The organism is Pseudoduganella rivuli, assembly GCF_009674485.1.
In the GTDB taxonomy this organism is placed as follows: domain Bacteria; phylum Pseudomonadota; class Gammaproteobacteria; order Burkholderiales; family Burkholderiaceae_D; genus Rugamonas; species Rugamonas rivuli_B.
Genome location: NZ_WKJJ01000032.1, coordinates 23,951 through 41,892 on the forward strand (window position 1 = coordinate 23,951; position 17,942 = coordinate 41,892).

The following is a 17,942-nucleotide window of genomic DNA, read 5'->3' on the forward strand; positions in this document are numbered from 1 at the left end:
TGTCGACCCAATGCACCGGCCACGCGGACAGAGTCAGGACAGTTTCATGGAAAGCGCATTGTGGGCCCTCAACATCGTGGCCGTATGTATCTTGTGCATTTGGGCCTTGCGCGAAGACCAGCCGCCCAAGGATGCGCCCAAAGAGCCGTCCGCGCCGGGCCGCAAACCGTCTGAACGCAAGTAATCCGCATGCGCGACCTTATTTTCCTGACACTCCTGCCGGTTATCCTGTATTGCATGGCCAAGCGCCCGTTTATCGCGCTCGGCATGTGGATCTGGACCGCGCTGTTTTTCCCCAATGCATGGATGTACGGACTGGGCAACACCATCCGCTACAACCTGATGTTTGCCGGGATTACCATCTTTGGCTACCTGGTCCAGAAAGACAAGCCGCCGACCCGCTGGGGCGCCATTGGTACGCTGGTCACGATCTTTTTCCTGTGGACTTGTATGTCCAGCCTGCTGGGGACGGGGAACCCGGTGGACGTCATGGACCGCTGGACGTATCTGCTGAAGATCGTTGTACTGTTTTATTTCGTGAACCTGATCGTCGCCAAGAAACTGCACGTGGACTTTTTCCTGTGGAGCGTGGTGTTTTCGGTGGGCTTCTTTGCCGCGCTGGAAGGGTTGAAATTCCTGGGGAGCGGCGGCGGCCACAAGATCGAAGGCTTGCCGGGGCACGTGCTGGGTGACCGCAATGAATTGTCGGTGGCCTTCGTGATCCTGTTGCCGATCTGTTATTACCTGTTGACGGAGTTCGGCAAGCGTAGCCACATCATCAAATGGGGCATGCTGGGACTGATGGGACTGATTGTCATGTCGATCATTGGCACGCAGTCGCGGGGCGGCATGATCGCGCTGACGGGCCTGTTCATTTACATGTTCATCAAGAGCGACCGCAAGATACCGCTGGCGATCCTGGCGGGGGTGCTGATCTTTGTGGCGTCGTATTTCATCAGTGAAGAATGGGCGCAGCGCATGGACACCATCGGCAACGCCGGCAAGGACGATTCCTTCATGGGCCGCGTCGTCGCGTGGAAACTGAGCTTTATTGTCGCCGTCCACAATCCCATTTTTGGCGGCGGCTTCAAGGTCATCGAGTACTGGCCCAACTGGCAAGCCCTGAGCCAGGAATTTGATTCATTCCCCTTCTTTTATACGGGCGAAGCGCGGCCGGATCCGAAAGGCACGCACGCCGCGCACAGTATTTATTTCCAGCTGCTGGGCGAGCACGGTTTCGCTGGGCTGGCGATTTACCTGTCCTTCATCGTGGTGGCCTTCCGCAAGGCAGGCAATCTGTCGCGCCGGGCCCGGCAGCATGTCGAGACCGCCTGGATGGGGACGCTCGGCACCATGCTGCAATTGTGTATTTACTCGTTTTGCCTGGGGGCGGCCGCCCTCAGTTTTGCGTACTTCGACTTGATGTTCGGCTTGCTGGCGCTGATCCAGGTGATGGATTCCCGCATCCTGCCGGCCCAGCTGGCGGCGATCGAGAGCGCCAGGGCGGCGGTGGCGCCCGCCACACCCGCGCCGGTCAAAGCAGTGCGCGCACGATGAACCTGAACATCCTGAAGGGGTTGTTGATCCTGACCGTGATCTTCGACCATAACGATTTTTCGCGCGGCGTGTTTGCGGACTTCCTGCGGGGGATGTCGTTCCATGTGGTGGGCTTCCTCGCGATCCCCTTCCTGCGCGATGCGTTGAACCCTGTCTCGCGCCGCGCCGCGCAGTATGTGTTCCGGCTGTATTTCCCCTTCCTGCTGATGACGCTGGCGATGGGCGCGGCATTGATGGTGCTGGGGGGGCAGCCGTGGCAGGAGCGCGTCCGGGCCATTGCCGTGGCGCTGTATAGCGGCAATTTTTATGCGCTGAAAGCCGCCACCAACATGGGCCTGCTGTGGTATTTGCCGTCGTTCATTTCCCTGGTGTTATTGCACGGTGTGATCGAGGCGCAGGGCCGTACCGGCAAAGCCATGCTGATGGCGCTGCTGGTGGCGCTGCATGGCGTGCTGGGCCCGGTGGCGGCCGGGATCCAGGATTATGTGCCGCTGGGCTTGCTGCCTGCACTGTATGTGATTCCCATGTGCTACCTGGTCGTGCTGTGCCATCGCCACCTGTATCTGCGCCTGCCCGTCCCGGCCGCCGTGTTGCTGGCGCTGGGGAGCTTTGCGCTGGTCAAGTGGGGACAGATGCACTGGCGTTTGCCGTATGAACTGGGCGCGATGGAAGTGCCGGGCTTCGATGCGTGGCCATCCATGCTGGTCGACGACCTGGAAGGGGTGACGGGGGCGCTGTTGCTGTTCCAGCTGGCGCGTCTGCCGCTGGGCAAGCTGCTGGCGGCGTTTGGCGAAGTGAGCCTGCAGGTGTACCTGGTGCATGCGTTTATCGGCCTGGCCATCGCCAAGGTGCTGATGCGCACCAGCCTGGTGGCGCATCCGGTCGCCATCCTCGCCATTTCGCTGGCGCTGACGGCGGCCATCGCGCTGGCGGTGGCGCGCGTTGTGATGGCGTCGCCGTTCAAGCGTTATCTGTTTCCCCGCGACGTGGCGGAACTGACGGGACGCACCGCTGCGGGCAGCGTCAAGGCTGCCCGCTCCTGACCCTGTCAGGTGGCGGACGAGCGCAGGGTCATCAAATTACCCAGCTTGTCGTGCGTGACTTGCGACGCCATGCGCAGCAAGCTTTGGCCCAGGTTGGTTTTCAGCAGGGTATTGCGCGACGGGGCGTGCTCGCACGCCGTCGCTGCCGCGGCAAAGCCTGACGCTTCGAAACGGTCGCTGTGCCGGTCCAGGAACTGGCACAGTTGCAGCAGGCGGCGCTGCGTCAAATGGTGCCGGCCCAATTGTGTGAAGGCGACATCGCGGCGGTGCACGAACTCAAAGGGATGGGTCAGCACCACCACCAGCGGGATTTGCATCGCGTGCGCGTCTTCCAGCAGCGACACGGTTTCCTGGAAACTGGTGCCGGCGATCGTCAGCGACTTCAAGTGCTGGCGGCCACCCATGTTCCAGTCGGAGAACGTCAGGACCGGATATTCCTGTACGCCGTGCCGCTCATGGCGGCCGCTGTACAGCGCATAGTTCGGATCGCCGCTGTCGAAAATGGCCACGCCGACGTTCGAAGCATAGGGAATGTCTTTCTGCGCCAGCGCACGGTACAAATTGTCGTCGTGCTGCAAATTGCCGCTGCGGAAAGCCTTGGGCCGGGGCATGCCCCAGTCGCTGAAGGTGTCGATGCCTTGCTGAATCAGGCTCATCGAATCTTCCACGGCGCGGCCATGGAAATTATCGCTGCCCTCGGGAATCGGCAAACGGCTGCGCCAGTCGCTGTGGCGGAACAGCGTCCAGCACGGGTGCGAGTGCAACTGGACTTCGTGCCCATCGCCGTACACGCGGTGGACGATGTCCCGCATGGGGTCGTGCCGGAAATAAGTACGCTGTACCGTTTCCACGAAAAACGTTGCGGGAACATGGTACTTGCGGAACGTGTCCAGCATGTAGCCGAGACCTTCCGAGCGGCCGTGGGAATTGCACCATACAGCGGGCTCGGCAACGGGAGTGCAGGAAGGGTCGTTAAACGCTCCTCCGATACTGAACTCCATGTCGATCGTGATACAAACCCGTGTGCGCATGCGGTCTCTTATCTTCAATAAATTGCGTAGATGTTAATTTCCGTGAGTAAATATGCTATACCTCCAGAGTAATTCCTGCAATGCGGGGAACGCCTATGAAAGTTGACAACATTGCGTTGCTAGGGCAAGGAAGCGCGAAAGCCTGGCAGAGCCAGGCTTTCGATATCGGCAGCACAGGGATGTGGTGCTGCGCGATCTGATTTTTGCCGCTGTTAACCAGCGGGCCGGGATTTAGCGGGGCACGATATCGAACTGCGGCTCCAGGCTGTAATCCGGTTTCACCGTACGCGCCATAAACACTTTCCATGCGGCCGGACCACCGGTTGCGGCGCCTGCGGCATAAGCCAGTGCTGGCTGCATGTTGGATGGATAACCGGTTGGCATATCGGAATAACCCGTCATTTCACCCAGTTTCAATCCCAGCAGCGTTGCCATTGCAGTGGTGTTGCAGCCCAGCAAATTCAACTGGTCGGTACTGCTTGCTTTATACGCTTGGCCAATTGTCTCATACAAAGGCGACGTTGCGCTATCGCGAACCTTCATGGCGTACATGGCGCCGGAAATCCAGCAGAAGCCTGCACCGGTCATGCGATCGATCGGGAACTTGGCTTTCCATGCCAGCAGCGGCTTGGCGCGGGTAAAGCCCAGTTCGGCGGCAACACCGATGGCGGACGTGAAGAAGTCGTCTTGCCATGGGGACAGGCCCGTGTTGTCGTTGTAAATCACCGCGTAACCATGGGTCAACGCACCCAGCTTGGTTGCCGCCGGGTTGTTCGTATAGTTGGCGTCGTACCAGTCGATGTTGTTGTTCAGGATGGTCGTGAACAGTGCTTTTTGCGGATCGTTGTCCGGCAGGATGTACGCCGCCTGCGCGGTGGTACGCATGCTCCATGCCTGGGCGCGGATCTGGTCAGCCTTGAACAAGCCCTTGCCATAATCGCGGTAACCCGGATTGGTCGAGAACGTGTTGTAGTTGGCCCAGAATTCCAGTTCTTCCAGGTGGTAGTAATCACCCGTCACCATGTACGGCAGGTAGGCGAAGGCCGGCTGGTGCGACGTGTCGGCGCGGAACGGCGTGGTGCAGGCCGTGCTCGGGCAGTCCGGGAAGGCTTCGCGCAGCTTGGTGACCGGATTGTACGTGTCGCCCGGATTACCCAGCAGCGTCATGTACGGGTATTCCGCCAGCGTGATGGGCTTGCCCGTCGTCTTGTTGCGGTAGTGCGCGGACCAGCCGCCTGCCAGTTCCGACATGCCCAGCATGATGTTTTTCATGCGCTGGTCCATGCTGGTCAGGTACAGGGCGCTCCAGGCCGGCAGCAGGCCGATATCGCTGCGGCCGCCCGTGGTCGGCATGTAAGGCTGGCCCAGGCCGACGTCCATCGCGCCCGTTTTGGCGGCGAGCCAGCGCTTGTTCCACGCATCGATGGTGGTTTCCTTGATGCTCAGCGTCAGGTCGTAGTTCGGCAAGGCTTTCGACGCCACCATGTAGGCGGCATTGTGGCGCAAGTCCAGCAGCGGCGCGTTGCCCCACCAGAACGTCTTGCGCCAGCGCGCATGGTGATAGTGCGGCACGGCAGCCTGGGTATACGCGCTCTTGCCACCCACCAGCAACTGGGCGTCATACGTATAGTTTTGCGGCGAGGCTTCGAAGGCCCACGTGTTTTCCACCGTCACGTCCACCCGGGCCGCGCTGGTGCCATAGGCACGGATTGCAAAGCGTGCATGCAAATGCGGATGTTCTTCGCCCGACGCGGTTTTCAGCGGCGCCGATACCAGCCATTCATTGGTCAGCGGACCGGCCAGCCAAGTCGTGTATTTGCCGGATTTCAGCAGTGCATCGGCCGAAGCGCTGTAGACCTTGCCGCCGATGGTGGCGTTGAAGGTCGACGAGAAGCCGGCGTTCAGCAATTGTGCCGGCGCGGCGCCGGTGGTGGTGGTGGTGGCGTTGCCCTTGACCAGGTAAATGGTCTGGACTTGCTTCGGCATGCTCGATGGCAATTGGCCGGTAATGACGGCATGGCGTACCGAGCCGTCGGCATGGCGGGCCTTGACGTCGACTTGCAGCGGCACATTGGCGCCGGCGGCGGTCTTGGCGGCAATGCCTTCGGTGCTCTTCACGTCGCCCACGGCAAATACCTGGCCGAACGTGAATGGCGTATTGACTTGCGGTACGGCCGCCGTGCTGGTCAGCGTGACCGACGTGATGGTCGCGAACGACGGCGCGGTGGTCGTGGTCGGAGCGGGTGCCGCACCGGCCGACAGCAGCCCGGTGGCGGTGCCGGCCGACAGGGCGCCCTGTGCTTTACCGCCTTGTACGGTGCTGCTGGTGGTGTTGCCTTGCGTGGCCGACGAAGCGTCGGTCGCGGGAATGGTGACCGTGCCGGGATTGGTGATCGCCGGACCGCCCATGGTGACCAGGCTTGCCGGTGGCAGGCTCGGAGTGTCGCTGTTACCGCCGCCGCATGCAGCTAACGAAGCGCACAGGAGCGAAGCGAACATGGGACGCAGGGAAGTGGTCAGGGAGTTACGCATAATATCTGATCTGTCCTGAAAAATTGCGGCGCCGAAATGATGCCGTATGGATAGATTCAGATTAGCGCGGAAATGAGTTGGCTGCAGGAAAAATTTAACATTCCCCGCAAAAATAAATCCTAAAAACAACGCTTGATTGTCTTGTTATTCAGTATGTTTGTCAAGGATAATTTTCTCGAAAACAACGACAGATATGGATCGGCTAAAATATGTTGTATTGGCATCAATGTACGCAATCATTGCTATAATGACATAGGTGTTGTAACTAAATAATTCCTTGTTGTCATTGCTTTTCAGTTCGATTTGTTATAAAGCTTGCATTTATTTACAAACTCACCGACGATAACGACTATCCTCTCCAAACCCAGCAGTAATGTCGCGGAACCCCAACGCAAAACTTGCGTTGGGTGGTATCCTCGCCGACACTTAATTCAATGCTCGCGAGCTGAACAACTTGCGGCGTACTGACTCAATAGATGGATGCACTGATGAATGATCAATCCGGGCGCGGTGGCGCTTTTCCCCGCGTGGCGCAGCAATTGCGAACAGCCCGCTACCATTGGCTGGTAACTGGCGCGGCAGGGTTCATTGGGTCCAATCTGGTCGAAGCATTGTTAAAGCTGGGCCAGCGCGTCACGGGACTGGATAATTTCGCCACGGGTCACCAGCATAATCTTGACCAGGTGCAAGCCGCTGTCGGCGACGAAGCCTGGTCCCATTTCCAGTTCATCCGCGGCGATATCCGCGTACCCGACGATTGCGCGCATGCGTGCGAAGGCGTCGATTATGTTTTGCATCAGGCCGCGCTGGGCTCGGTATCGCGCTCGATCGCCGATCCGCAAACCACCAACGACACCAATATCACCGGTTTCCTCAACATGCTGACGGCCGCCCGCGACGCCAAGGTGAAGCGTTTCGTGTACGCCGCCTCCAGCTCCACCTATGGCGACCACCCGGCCTTGCCGAAGGTCGAGGACCGTATCGGCAATCCGCTGTCGCCGTATGCCGTCACCAAATATGTCAATGAGTTGTATGCCAACGTGTTTGCACGCTGCTATGGGATGGAATCCATCGGCCTGCGCTACTTCAACGTGTTTGGCCCGCGCCAGGACCCGCAAGGCGCCTATGCGGCGGTCATTCCACAGTGGGTATCGGCACTGATCCATAACCGCCCCCTGGCCATCAATGGCGATGGCGAAACCAGCCGCGACTTTTGCTTCATTGAAAATGTCGTGCAAGCCAACCTGCTGGCGGCGATGGCTGACAAGCCGGAAGCCGTCAACCAGGTCTACAACGTGGCGCTGAGCGGCCGCACCAGCCTCAATCAACTGTACGCCATGATGCTGGCGCTGCTGGAGCCGCGCTTCCCGCACCTGGCCGGACACCATCCGGAATACAAGGATTTCCGTCCCGGCGACGTGCGCCATTCGCAGGCTGATATCAACAAGGCGGCACAACTGCTGGGTTATGTGCCGACACACAATATAGAACAAGGGTTGGCGCTGGCGATGGACTGGTATGTCGCCAGCCTGACCCGTCCGTAAAGACCGGGGCTGACGTGTTACCCTGCGGGGCCTGCCGGCGCGCGGGGGGGCACGGGCGGGGAGGAACCATAAAATGCTAAGAATATCCAATCACTACGTATCCAAAGTCGCGTTCAGCTTGCTGTTCGTGGAAGTGCTCATCCTGATCGGCTCGTTCTATGTCGGTTCCGCCATCCGGTATTTCGATGGCGATGACTTCGTGCTGCCCAAGCTCGAGCATTTCCTGCTGTCCGCTTGCGTGTTTGCCGGCGCCATCGTGTTCAGCATGAGCGCGCTCGGCATGTACCAGCTCAATTTTGCGGACGGCTTGCGCAACCCCTTCTTCCTGCGCCTGATGCCCTCGTTTGCCATGGCGTTCGGCATCCTGACGCTGGTGTTCTACATCGTGCCGGACCTGTATTTCGGCCGCGGCATCCTGCTGCTGGTGTTCGGGATTTCCGCCCTAGGTATCCTGGCGGCGCGCGCCATCTTCTTTACCACGTCGGAATTCCGCTTCCTGGAATCGCGCATCATGTTCCTGGGCATCGGCCCCCTGGCCAAGGAATGCGGCGACATGGCGCTGACGGCGTCCAGTTATCACAAATACGATGTGGCGGGCTATGTCGCCATGCCGGGCGAAGAGTGCGTGGTGCCATCGTCGTCCGTGTTGCAGATGGAACCGGGCATGTCGCTGGTGGCGTTGGCGCGCAAGTATGACGCCAGCGAAATCGTGGTCGCCGTGCAAAACCGCCGCGGCGGCACTTTTCCCATTCGGGAATTGCTGGAATGTAAGTTGTTTGGCATCACCGTGACGGATGCCGCGACGTTCTTCGAACGGGAAACGTACCAGATCCGCGTCGAATCCCTGCAACCGAGCTGGCTGGTGTTTGGCGGCGGCTTCGACCAGAGTTTCGTCCGTACCTTCATGAAACGGGCATTCGACATTATCGTGTCCGTGATTATTTTGCTGCTGACCATGCCGATCATGCTGATCACGGCGCTGCTGATCCGCCTGGAAGACGGCGGCCCCGTGATTTACAGCCAGGAGCGCACGGGCCGCGGCAACCGCCCGTTCAAGGTGCACAAATTCCGCAGCATGGGCATCAACGCGGAAAAAGCCGGCAAGCCGATCTGGGCCCAGCAAAACGACCCCCGCGTCACCCGCGTCGGCGATTTCATCCGCAAAGTGCGTATCGATGAATTGCCGCAGTTGTGGAATGTGTTCAAGGGTGAAATGAGTTTTGTCGGTCCGCGTCCCGAGCGTCCCTTCTTCGTTGAACAATTGAGCAACGATATTCCGTATTACAACGTCCGCCACAGCATCAAACCCGGCATCACGGGCTGGGCCCAGGTGCGTTATGGTTATGGTGCGTCGGTCGAAGATGCCGTGCAAAAATTACAGTACGACTTGTACTATGTGAAAAACAACAGCCTGTTCCTGGATATCCTGGTGCTGATCGATACGATGAAGGTCGTGCTATTCGGTAGTGGGCGCTGATGCGGGAGGCGCCGGCATGGTGAACGTGGTTGCGGCCAGCTATGGTTTGGCAGCGCTGGTGTTCCTGGTGCTGTTCGTGCTGCAGGTGAGCGTGTGGCACCGCCGCGCATTTGCGCTGGCGCTGGCCGGCGCGGCGCTGGCCACGGCGCTGTGGTCGGCGCTGATGGCCTGGCATGGCTGGAATGGCTGGGCTCCCAGCATGCTGTCCGGCGGCCTGGATATTCTCCGCAATGCCGCCTGGGCGTATTTCATGTTGCTGTTGCTGGGCTATCTGCGGCCGGGCAGCGACTGGCGCGCGCAGCGGGGCAGCCTTTTGCTGCGGCTGGTGGCCGGCGTGTACGGCTTGTATATCGGCGTGACCGTGCTGGGCGCGTGGCTGCCGGGGCTGATTTTCAGCCTGGGGGGCGGGCTGCTGCTGGTCATGGTGCGGGCCGGCGTCGCCGTACTGGGCCTGATCCTGGTCGAGCAACTGTACCGCAGCAAGACCCCGCAAGAGCGCTGGGGCGTCAAATTCGCCTGCCTGGGCGTGGGCGGCATGTGGATCTTCGATTTTTACCTGTACAGCGACGCCATGCTGTTCCGCCGCATCGATGACGATATCTGGGCGGCGCGCGGTTTCGTGCATGCGCTGACGGCGCCGCTGCTGATGATCGCATCGGCGCGCGGCGCATCGTGGTCGTCCGAACTGTCGGTGTCGCGCCGCGTGCTGTTCCATTCGGCGGCGCTGGCCGGTTCCGCGCTGTACCTGCTGGCCATGAGTTCGGCCGGTTACTACCTGCGCTTTGTCGGCGGCGACTGGGGCTCCGTCATGCAGCTGGCGTTCCTGTTCGGCGCCGGCGTCCTGCTGGTGGGGATCCTGTTTTCCGGCACGTTCCGCGCGTGGCTGAAAGTTTTCATCAGCAAGCATTTTTATTCGTACAACTACGATTACCGCGAAGAGTGGCTGCGCTTTACGCGCCTGCTGTCGCAGGATGGCCCGGGCCTGGCCGACCGCACGATCCAGGCCGTGGCGGCGCTGGTGGAAAGCCATGGCGGCGCCGTCTGGATCAGCCGCGACAATGACCAGTTTGAACAGGTGGCGCACTGGAATTGCCCCGCTGTCCCGGAACCGGAACCGGTGTCGTCGTCATTTATCCGTTTCCTGCAGGAGCGCCAGTGGGTGGTCGACCTGGAAGAATACGAGCGCAATGGCGAAATGTATGGGGACATGGTGTTGCCGGGCTGGCTGCGCGCCATTCCGCGCGCGTGGATCGTGGTGCCGCTGACGTTGCAGGGGCGCCTGTATGGCTTCATGTTGCTGCTGCAACCGCGCAGCACCGTCCAGCTGAACTGGGAAGTCATCGACTTGCTGAAGATCGCGGGCAGCCAGGCCGCCAGTTACCTGGCGCAGCAGGAAGCCGTGACGGCGCTGATGCTGGCGCGCCAGTTCGAGTCGTTCAACCGCATGTCGACCTTCGTCGTGCATGACTTGAAAAACCTGGTGGCGCAACTGTCGCTGCTGATCCCCAACGCCCACAAGCACCGCAACAATCCGGAATTCCAGCAAGACATGCTCGATACCGTCACCCATTCGGTGCAAAAGATGAAGCTGATGCTGCAAAAGCTGAGCCGCAACGATGCGCCGGAGCGTCCGGTGCCGCTGGCAATTGACCAGCTGTTGCGTCAGGCCGTATCCTTGAAAGCGGCATTCGAACCGACGCCGGCATTGCACGTGGAACAGGCCGGATTGCAGGTGGTGGCCGACGGCGAGCGGCTGGAGCGCGTGCTGGGGCACCTGATCCAGAACGCGATTGAAGCCACGCCCCGCGATGGCAGCGTAACGATTACACTGCGTAACGACGGCGGCGCCGTTCGCATCGACATTACCGACACCGGCCAGGGCATGACGGACGAATTCATCCGCGAGCGCCTGTACAAACCGTTTGAATCCACCAAGCCGGCCGGCATGGGTATCGGCGCGTTTGAAAGCCGGGAATACATTCATGAACTGGGTGGCAGGCTGGAAGTGCGGAGTGTGCCGGGACATGGCACCACGTTCAGTGTGACGCTGCCGCTGCATGCCCAGGAAGCACAGGACCGCGCGGCCTGACCGTGACCGCACACCTGCCGATATCGTCAAAGGAATACCGTGAGCAAACCCAAATTGTTGATCATTGAAGACGATCCAGGCCTGCAAAAACAATTGCGCTGGAGCTTCGACGCGTATGAAGTGCTGGTGGCCGGCGACCGCGAAAGCGCGCTGGCGCAAATCCGCCGCCACGAACCGGCCGTGGCCACCATGGACCTGGGCTTGCCGCCCGATCCGGACGGCGCCACCGAAGGCCTGGCCACGTTGCAGCAAATCCTGGCCATGGCGCCGGACACCAAGGTCATCGTCCTGACGGGTAATCAGGATCACGAGCACGCGGTCAAGGCCATCGGCATGGGCGCGTACGACTTCCACCAGAAACCGGCCGACCCGGATATCCTCGGCCTGGTGGTGCAGCGTGCGTTTTACTTGCATGCGCTGCAACAGGAAAACCGCCGCATGCTGCAAACCCAGGCGGATTCGCCGCTGTCCGGCGTGATTTCGCGCGACGCGGGCATGCAAAAGGTTTGCCGCAGCATTGAAAAAGTCGCGCCCACCTCCGCCTCCGTCATGTTGCTGGGCGATAGCGGCACCGGCAAGGAAGTGCTGGCGCGCGCGCTGCACCAGCTGAGCCCCCGCGCGAAAGAGCGCTTCATGGCGATCAATTGCGCGGCGATCCCGGAAAACCTGCTGGAATCCGAGTTGTTCGGCTATGAAAAGGGCGCGTTCACGGGCGCCGCCAAGCAAACCAAGGGCAAGGTCGAACTGGCCCATGGCGGCACGTTCTTCCTCGATGAAGTGGGCGACTTGCCGATGGCGCTGCAGGCGAAGCTGCTGCGCTTCCTGCAGGAGCGCGTCATCGAACGGGTCGGCGGCCATGAGGAAATCCCGGTCGACGTGCGCATCGTGTGCGCGACGCACCGCAACCTGAAAGAACTGGCCGCGGCCGGCCGCTTCCGCGAAGACTTGTATTACCGCCTGTCGGAAATCGTCGTCACCATTCCGCCGCTGCGCGCGCGCATCGGCGATGCGGCGCTGCTGGCGCACCATTTCAAGAACAAGTTCTGCGCGCAGGAAGGGCGTTCCGCGCTGCACTTCAGCCAGGAAGCCCTCAGCGTGATTGAAAACCACCCGTGGCCGGGCAATGTGCGTGAAATGGAAAATTGCATCAAGCGCGCCGTCATCATGGCCGATGGCGCACAGATCGTGCCGGAAGACCTGGGCCTGGCCACGGATCCGGCCGAAGACCAGCCGCTGAATCTGCGCCAGGTGCGCGATGAGGCGGAATACAAGGCCATCGTCAAAGTGCTGGCGCGGGTGGACGGCAACATCGTCAAGGCATCCGAGTTGCTGGGCATTAGCCGTCCGACCATGTATGACTTGATGAGCCGCCACGGCATCAGCGCCAATGCATAACACCGACCAGGACAGCCACGCACCATCCGAACGTTCCGGGCGATCGGAGCGCTCAGGCGGTGAGCGCCGCAGTCACCGCCGCCAGTCCAGGAAGAAAATGCGGATGTGGCCCTGGCTGCTGGGCTTGGGCATGTTTGCCGGGTTGGCCGGCGTGGGCGCTGCGCTGTATGTGCTGGACGATTACGGCATTACCCCGCGCGCGCTGGGGCCGTACATCGCCAAGCGCAGCGATGGCCACAATGCCGCCATCGAAGGCATTGGCCGGGCTGCGCAAAACTGGCTGACCCGGGTCGACCGCGGCGAACAACCGTTGCGCAGCATGGAATGGCGCAGCAGCATCGGCGCCCAGCCAGTGGCGGCGCAATCGGTATCCCGGGGCCAGGAAGTCCTGGTCAGCAATGACGTGGAATGGCTGCGCGCCATGGCGGGGGCCCAGCCGGGCCAGTCCATCACGCTGCTGCCTGGCCGTTACCTGATCGACCATTCCGTCGATGTCATGCGCCCGGGCGAAGAGGGTGCGCCCATCACGGTGCGGGCGCAAGTCCCGGGCAGTGTGACGGTGGAGTCGGCGACGGACGAAGCGTTGCGCATCCAGGCGCCGTACTGGCGGTTTGAAAACCTGACGATACGGGGAAAATGCAAGGGCGCGACCCAGTGCGAGCATTTCTTCCATATTTCCGGCAACGCCCACCACTTTGTCGCCGTCAATAACACCATCGTGGATTTCGACGCCCACTTCAAGATCAATGGCGATGGCGGCAAGTTTCCCGACCATGGCTTGATCGCCTCGAACACGTTGCGCAACGACAGTGCGCGCGAGTCCAGCAAGCCGGTGACCCCGGTCGACCTGGTGGCCGCCAGTCACTGGCGCATCGAGCGCAACTTGATCAGCGATTTCATCAAGTCGTCCGGCGACAAGATCAGTTACGGCGCGTTCGTCAAAGGCGCGGGCAGCAATAATGTGATCGCCCAGAACATCGTGATTTGCGAAGACAAGCTGCGCGGCTTGCCGGGACAGCGGGTCGGCTTGTCGCTGGGCGGCGGCGGCACGGGCAAAAACTATTGCCGCGACGGCCGCTGTATCACGGAGCAAACGGGCGGCGTGATCCGCTCCAACCTGGTGGTGTCGTGTTCGGATGACGGCATTTACCTGAACGCCGCGTCGCGCAGCAAACTGGTCCACAACACGTTGCTCGATACGGGCGGCATCAGCGTGCGCTTTGCGGAAAGCAGTGCGGAAATCGAAGGCAACCTGGTCGACGGCTCCATCCGCAGCCGCGATGGCGGCATCCTGCACCTGGGGGATAACCGCCAGACCGCGACGGCCCGCCTGTACCTGGGCGGCCATCCGCAGCGCGATTTGTTCCGCGACGCCACCGCGCTGGACTTTGGCTGGCGCACGCCGGCCGACAGCCGCCTGGCGGCCAGCGAAGAGGTGCCGGACCTGTGCGGCGGCAAGCGCCCCGGCACGCCGCGCTATGGCGCGTTTGAAGATTTCAACGCCTGCCTGGCCAAGCCCTGAAAATAAAACCGGCGCGCTGCGCCGGTTTTGCCGTCAGGCGGAAGCGGCCCTGCCGCCATTCTTTTCCGCGATCACTTCATTGAGCAAGGTCGCCAGTTCGCGGCTGCGGCCCCGGCGCGAATACGTCTGGCTGGCATTTTCCGGCGGCAGCGGCGCTTCGCCCTTGCGCAGCAAGTCGATGAAATGCAGCAGGCCGCGCATGATGTCTTCCTTGTTGTCGAGGCGGGCAATGGTATCGATGCCGGCGCCGCGCATGGTGGCGGCGGTATCGCCGTCCGGATCGGTCAGCGCCAGGATCGGGCGGCCGGCCCGCATGTATTCATAAATCTTGGCCGGGATTTGCGCATTGCAGAAGGCCGCCTGCATCACCAGCAAGCCGTCCGCGTCCAGCATTTCCGCCAGCGCGGCCCGGTACGGGATGGGCGGCGCCAGGGTCACGATGCCTTCCACCTGATGGCGCGCGATCAATTCGTTCAGCAAGTCTTCGTGCACGGCGGCGCGCAGCACGATGCGCACGGTGTCCGGGCTGATCTTGCCTTGCTTGCGCAGTTCGCCCAGCGCTTCGAACATCGCGGTCGGGTCGCGTTCCACCGGATAGATGATGCCGCTGTGCAGCAGCACCAGCGGGCCGCCGGTTTTCCGCTCGGCCGGCTGGTAATTGGCGGTGGCGCGCACGAAGTCGTCTTCATCGTAACCGTTTTCGATCAGGCGGAAACGCGATGCGGGCACGTCCGGATAGCGCGCGCGGTAGACCGCCTGCGCGCCCGGCGTCGTGAACACGAGGCGCGTGCAATTCCGTACCGTCAATTGCTCGACCCAGCGGTAGCAGCGCCACACCAGCGGATTGGCCGGCGTGCCTTTTTCCGTCATCGGGTCGCGCATGTCGGCGATCCACGGCAGGCCGGAAACGCGTTGCAGGCAATAGGCGATCAGGTGCGCGGTGGGAATCGGGTAAGTCGACCAGATCACGCTGGGACGGTGCTGGCGGATCAGTTTCAGGCCGGCCGGGACCGCGCCCAGCAGCCACGAAATCCAGCGGTCCGGCAGCGCCAGCGCGCGCAGGTAGCGGCCCCGGATGGCCAGGTGACGTCCGGAATCCAGTGCAAAGGCGCGCCGCACCACCATCCCGCCAGGCACATCGCCCATCTGGTCGTCGCTGCTGTCGGCATAGGCGCGCCGGTGCGCGGACAGCACGATCGGCTGCCAGCCCATTTTCGGCAGATGCTGCGTGAATTTCAGCGTGCGCTGGATTCCGCTGCTGCCGCGCTGTGGCGGGAAGTGGAATGCCACCATCAGCACGCCCGGCATGGCTTGGCCATTGCCACGGTTAATCATGGCTGGCTCCTGTGCATCGAGGTAAGGCGCACCATCTGGCTGCACGGTCGGCGCGATGGTGTCGGTGGATGTACATTGCTTGCTCCGGGTATGCATCTGCGGCTTTCTCAAGTCTTTTTGCAAAACACTGTTTGCATAAGGGTAACACGTATGATTCTCGTTCTAAATGAAACCTGGCCGATAACGGTCAGGGCGGCGCGGCTGTGAAACATTGGTGCAACGCTGTAACAATTGCAGCCAGTTCACCATCCGACAGGCCCTGGTGGCATGGCAAGCCAAGTACTTGCCGTGCCAGGGCCTGTGCGTCGGCGCAACTGCCGGTTTCCGCCGGTAGCGGCCAGCCAAAACGCACCAGCGGCACGCCGGCAGCCTGCAGCCGGTGAAATGCGGGTTCCGGGTCGTCCACCAGCAATGGAAAGACCCAGGGCACGACCTGCTCCGGCAGCGCCGGATGCAGCGGGCGGCAGCCGGGCAAGTCCCGCACCGCCTGTTCCAGCGCCAGGTAGTGGCGGCGGCGGCGGCGGCACAGGCGCTGGCGCGACGACAGCCGCAGCAGGGCGCGGGAAAACCAGGCGCTGCGCTTGTCCAGCCAGCGCGGGTCAAAATCGGCATCGTTTTCCGATGCGGCCGGCGCGATGGTTTGCCGCGCCGGCGGCAGGCCCCGTTTGCGCCAGCGCCACACTGCCTGTACGGCCCGCTGCGGCAGCGCCAGCAGCAGGGCGGCGGCGCGCAGGCGGCCGTGGGCGAAGCTGTGTTCCAGCGCGCCCAGCGCTGCCTTGGCTTCAAACAGCAGGCCCGCGGAACGCAAGTGAATGGCGCCGAGCGGATGCCGGGCCGAGGCGATGCAGCCGCCATCGTACGACGGCAGGAATTTCATGGTGCTGGCGGCTGCATAGTCGCCCCAGGCGCCCAGCGGACGGCCGCCCTGCGCGCCGAACAGGCTGTGCGCACAATCTTCCAGCAATGGCACGCCGTGGCGGTCGCACAGCGCCCGGATCGGCGCCATGTGCTGGGGGAAACCAAAATAGTGGGTGACCATCAGCGCGCCGGCGCCGGGCAGGCGCATGGCCAGGTCTTCGAGGTCGACGCCGGTATCCTGGCCGATGCGGTAAAACTCCGGCGTGGCGCCCAGGTGCAGCACGGGCGGCACCATCGATGCGCTGTGGTACGCCGGCACCAGTACCCGCGCGCCGGGCTGCACGCCCATGGCGCGCAAGGCAAGACCGATGGCCATGCGGCCGCTGGTGACGAGGCGGCGCTGCTCCAGGTCCAGCACGGACGGCAAGCGCGCGCCCCGTTGCGGCAGGAAGTCGCGCCACCCCAGCACGGGGGCGAGCGGCGCCAGCCAGCGCGCGGAGGAGCCGGCCACGTCAGTCATGGCGTGCTTCCGTGGCCATGGTCAGCCTGCCAGCCAGCGCAACAGGCGCAGCATGTAAAAGAACGTGGTGGCGTCCCACGGCCGCGAGCGGGACAGCGTGTACATGTCCTGGGAGGCGCTGACCGGGCCGGGCGCCGTCGTGAACGCGGCGGCAAAACCGGCCTGGCGCGCCATCGCCATGTGGCGCTGGTCGAAATCCAGTCCGGCTTTGCCATTGGGATAGGCAAAATAGCGCACGGGTTCGCCAATGATGGCTTCCAGCGTGCGCTTGCTGTCCACCATTTCCTGCAGCGCCACGTCGTCCGGCAGGCTGGTCAGGATAGGATGCGACACGGTATGGGCGCCGATCTCGATCCCGGCGCGGTGCAGCGCGCGGATCATGTCCGAGCTCAGCATCAAGGGCGCCGCCTGGGAATCCGTGACGGCTTCCAGGCTGGCGATCAGCGCCATGCGCTCCGCCGGCGGCAGGTACTTGGCTTTCTGCGTCAGTTCATGCGCGGCGACGCACCGTTCCGTCACGGTGGCCAGCGGATAGCGGCCGGCACCTGCCGGGCGCAAGTCGAGCTGGTCGCCCTGTATCGACCGCACGGCTTCGACGATGCGGTCGTTCCACATGTTTTCGCGCCGGTCCACGTAGCCGGTCGTGACAAATACTGTGGCCGGCAAGTTAAATTCCTGCAGTACCGGCAACGCCAGTTCGTAGGTCGAACGGTAGCCGTCGTCAAACGTGATGCAGACTGCGCGCGGCGGCATCGTGTGCGACTGCAGCGCATGCAGGGCCTTGTGCAGCGGCAGCACATTGAAGCAATCCGCCAGCATTTTCATGTGCTCGCGGAAGGTGGCCAGGTCCGGTTCATTGCCCAGCAGCGGGTCGTGCGTTTCCAGGATGCGGTGGTAATTGACGATGCACAGGCGTCCGCGCCCGGCCTGCCACAGCGAATAGCTGTTGCCGATGGCGCGCATCAGCGTCGGCAACGGCGCTGCGGATCGCTGATAAGTGTTCATGCCGCGCAACTCCCCGGCATTGGACGTCCTGGTT

Annotated in this window: 13 protein-coding genes; 8 read left to right on the top strand and 5 right to left on the bottom strand. The window is 62.2% G+C overall.

The window, feature by feature from the left end:
• Positions 1-46 precede the first annotated feature (46 nt).
• From GJ700_RS32390 to GJ700_RS32400, 3 genes are read left to right on the top strand one after another with little or no spacing between them, the layout of a single operon-like run.
• Complete coding sequence (locus tag GJ700_RS32390; protein ID WP_154381910.1) at positions 47-184, top strand: hypothetical protein; 138 nt, start codon at positions 47-49, stop codon at positions 182-184.
• 5 nt (positions 185-189) lie between these two features.
• Entirely contained in the window at positions 190-1,557 is a 1,368-nt protein-coding gene (locus tag GJ700_RS32395) for a putative O-glycosylation ligase, exosortase A system-associated (RefSeq protein WP_154381912.1), read from the top strand.
• Positions 1,554-2,600, top strand: a complete 1,047-nt coding sequence (locus tag GJ700_RS32400; RefSeq protein WP_154381914.1) for an acyltransferase family protein — start codon at positions 1,554-1,556, stop codon at positions 2,598-2,600. Before GJ700_RS32395 ends, GJ700_RS32400 begins: the two co-directional genes overlap by 4 nt.
• A gap of 5 nt (positions 2,601-2,605) precedes the next feature.
• Here GJ700_RS32400 and GJ700_RS32405 read toward each other — a convergent pair whose 3' ends face one another.
• Positions 2,606-3,631: a polysaccharide deacetylase family protein gene (locus tag GJ700_RS32405; protein ID WP_154381916.1), complete on the bottom strand. Its 1,026-nt coding sequence runs from the start codon at positions 3,629-3,631 to the stop codon at positions 2,606-2,608.
• 231 nt (positions 3,632-3,862) lie between these two features.
• Positions 3,863-6,163: an RIFT barrel domain-containing protein gene (locus tag GJ700_RS32410; protein ID WP_229507373.1), complete on the bottom strand. Its 2,301-nt coding sequence runs from the start codon at positions 6,161-6,163 to the stop codon at positions 3,863-3,865.
• A 488-nt stretch (positions 6,164-6,651) separates the two neighbouring features.
• Here GJ700_RS32410 and GJ700_RS32415 point away from each other — a divergent pair, with 488 nt between their 5' ends.
• From GJ700_RS32415 to GJ700_RS32435, 5 genes are all read left to right on the top strand, one after another.
• Positions 6,652-7,707: an SDR family oxidoreductase gene (locus GJ700_RS32415; protein WP_154381918.1), complete on the top strand. Its 1,056-nt coding sequence runs from the start codon at positions 6,652-6,654 to the stop codon at positions 7,705-7,707.
• 73 nt (positions 7,708-7,780) lie between these two features.
• Entirely contained in the window at positions 7,781-9,184 is a 1,404-nt protein-coding gene (locus GJ700_RS32420) for a TIGR03013 family XrtA/PEP-CTERM system glycosyltransferase (RefSeq protein ID WP_154381920.1), read from the top strand.
• A gap of 16 nt (positions 9,185-9,200) precedes the next feature.
• Positions 9,201-11,273: an XrtA/PEP-CTERM system histidine kinase PrsK gene (gene prsK / locus GJ700_RS32425; RefSeq protein WP_154381922.1), complete on the top strand. Its 2,073-nt coding sequence runs from the start codon at positions 9,201-9,203 to the stop codon at positions 11,271-11,273.
• Positions 11,274-11,312: 39 nt separating this feature from the next.
• The gene (gene prsR, locus GJ700_RS32430; RefSeq protein WP_371868233.1) at positions 11,313-12,668 is read left to right on the top strand and encodes a PEP-CTERM-box response regulator transcription factor; all 1,356 of its coding nucleotides are present in this window, start codon (positions 11,313-11,315) and stop codon (positions 12,666-12,668) included.
• Positions 12,669-12,765: 97 nt separating this feature from the next.
• Complete coding sequence (locus tag GJ700_RS32435) at positions 12,766-14,190, top strand: right-handed parallel beta-helix repeat-containing protein (protein ID WP_154381924.1); 1,425 nt, start codon at positions 12,766-12,768, stop codon at positions 14,188-14,190.
• A gap of 33 nt (positions 14,191-14,223) precedes the next feature.
• Here the strand turns inward: GJ700_RS32435 and GJ700_RS32440 are convergent, their stop codons facing one another.
• From GJ700_RS32440 to GJ700_RS32450, 3 genes are all read right to left on the bottom strand, one after another.
• A complete protein-coding gene (locus GJ700_RS32440; RefSeq protein WP_229507374.1) occupies positions 14,224-15,621 on the bottom strand; it encodes a glycosyltransferase in 1,398 nt (465 codons plus the stop codon).
• 91 nt (positions 15,622-15,712) lie between these two features.
• Entirely contained in the window at positions 15,713-16,903 is a 1,191-nt protein-coding gene (locus tag GJ700_RS32445; protein WP_154381926.1) for a DegT/DnrJ/EryC1/StrS family aminotransferase, read from the bottom strand.
• Positions 16,904-16,924: 21 nt separating this feature from the next.
• Positions 16,925-17,908 (bottom strand): polysaccharide deacetylase family protein, encoded by a 984-nt coding sequence (locus tag GJ700_RS32450; protein WP_154381928.1) that lies wholly within the window; start codon positions 17,906-17,908, stop codon positions 16,925-16,927.
• Positions 17,909-17,942: the final 34 nt, after the last annotated feature.

Excerpts from the sequence above, each read along its gene's own strand:
- GJ700_RS32435 (WP_154381924.1), top strand. The coding sequence starts at position 12,766 with ATGCGGATGTGGCCCTGGCTGCTGGGCTTGGGCATGTTTGCCGGGTTG.
- GJ700_RS32410 (WP_229507373.1), bottom strand. The coding sequence starts at position 6,163 with ATGCGTAACTCCCTGACCACTTCCCTGCGTCCCATGTTCGCTTCGCTC.
- GJ700_RS32405 (WP_154381916.1), bottom strand. The coding sequence starts at position 3,631 with ATGCGCACACGGGTTTGTATCACGATCGACATGGAGTTCAGTATCGGA.
- GJ700_RS32450 (WP_154381928.1), bottom strand. The coding sequence starts at position 17,908 with ATGAACACTTATCAGCGATCCGCAGCGCCGTTGCCGACGCTGATGCGC.
- GJ700_RS32395 (WP_154381912.1), top strand. The coding sequence starts at position 190 with ATGCGCGACCTTATTTTCCTGACACTCCTGCCGGTTATCCTGTATTGC.
- GJ700_RS32445 (WP_154381926.1), bottom strand. The coding sequence starts at position 16,903 with ATGACTGACGTGGCCGGCTCCTCCGCGCGCTGGCTGGCGCCGCTCGCC.
- GJ700_RS32400 (WP_154381914.1), top strand. The coding sequence starts at position 1,554 with ATGAACCTGAACATCCTGAAGGGGTTGTTGATCCTGACCGTGATCTTC.
- GJ700_RS32415 (WP_154381918.1), top strand. The coding sequence starts at position 6,652 with ATGAATGATCAATCCGGGCGCGGTGGCGCTTTTCCCCGCGTGGCGCAG.
- GJ700_RS32420 (WP_154381920.1), top strand. The coding sequence starts at position 7,781 with ATGCTAAGAATATCCAATCACTACGTATCCAAAGTCGCGTTCAGCTTG.
- GJ700_RS32440 (WP_229507374.1), bottom strand. The coding sequence starts at position 15,621 with ATGCATACCCGGAGCAAGCAATGTACATCCACCGACACCATCGCGCCG.
- prsK (WP_154381922.1), top strand. The coding sequence starts at position 9,201 with ATGGTGAACGTGGTTGCGGCCAGCTATGGTTTGGCAGCGCTGGTGTTC.
- GJ700_RS32390 (WP_154381910.1), top strand. The coding sequence starts at position 47 with ATGGAAAGCGCATTGTGGGCCCTCAACATCGTGGCCGTATGTATCTTG.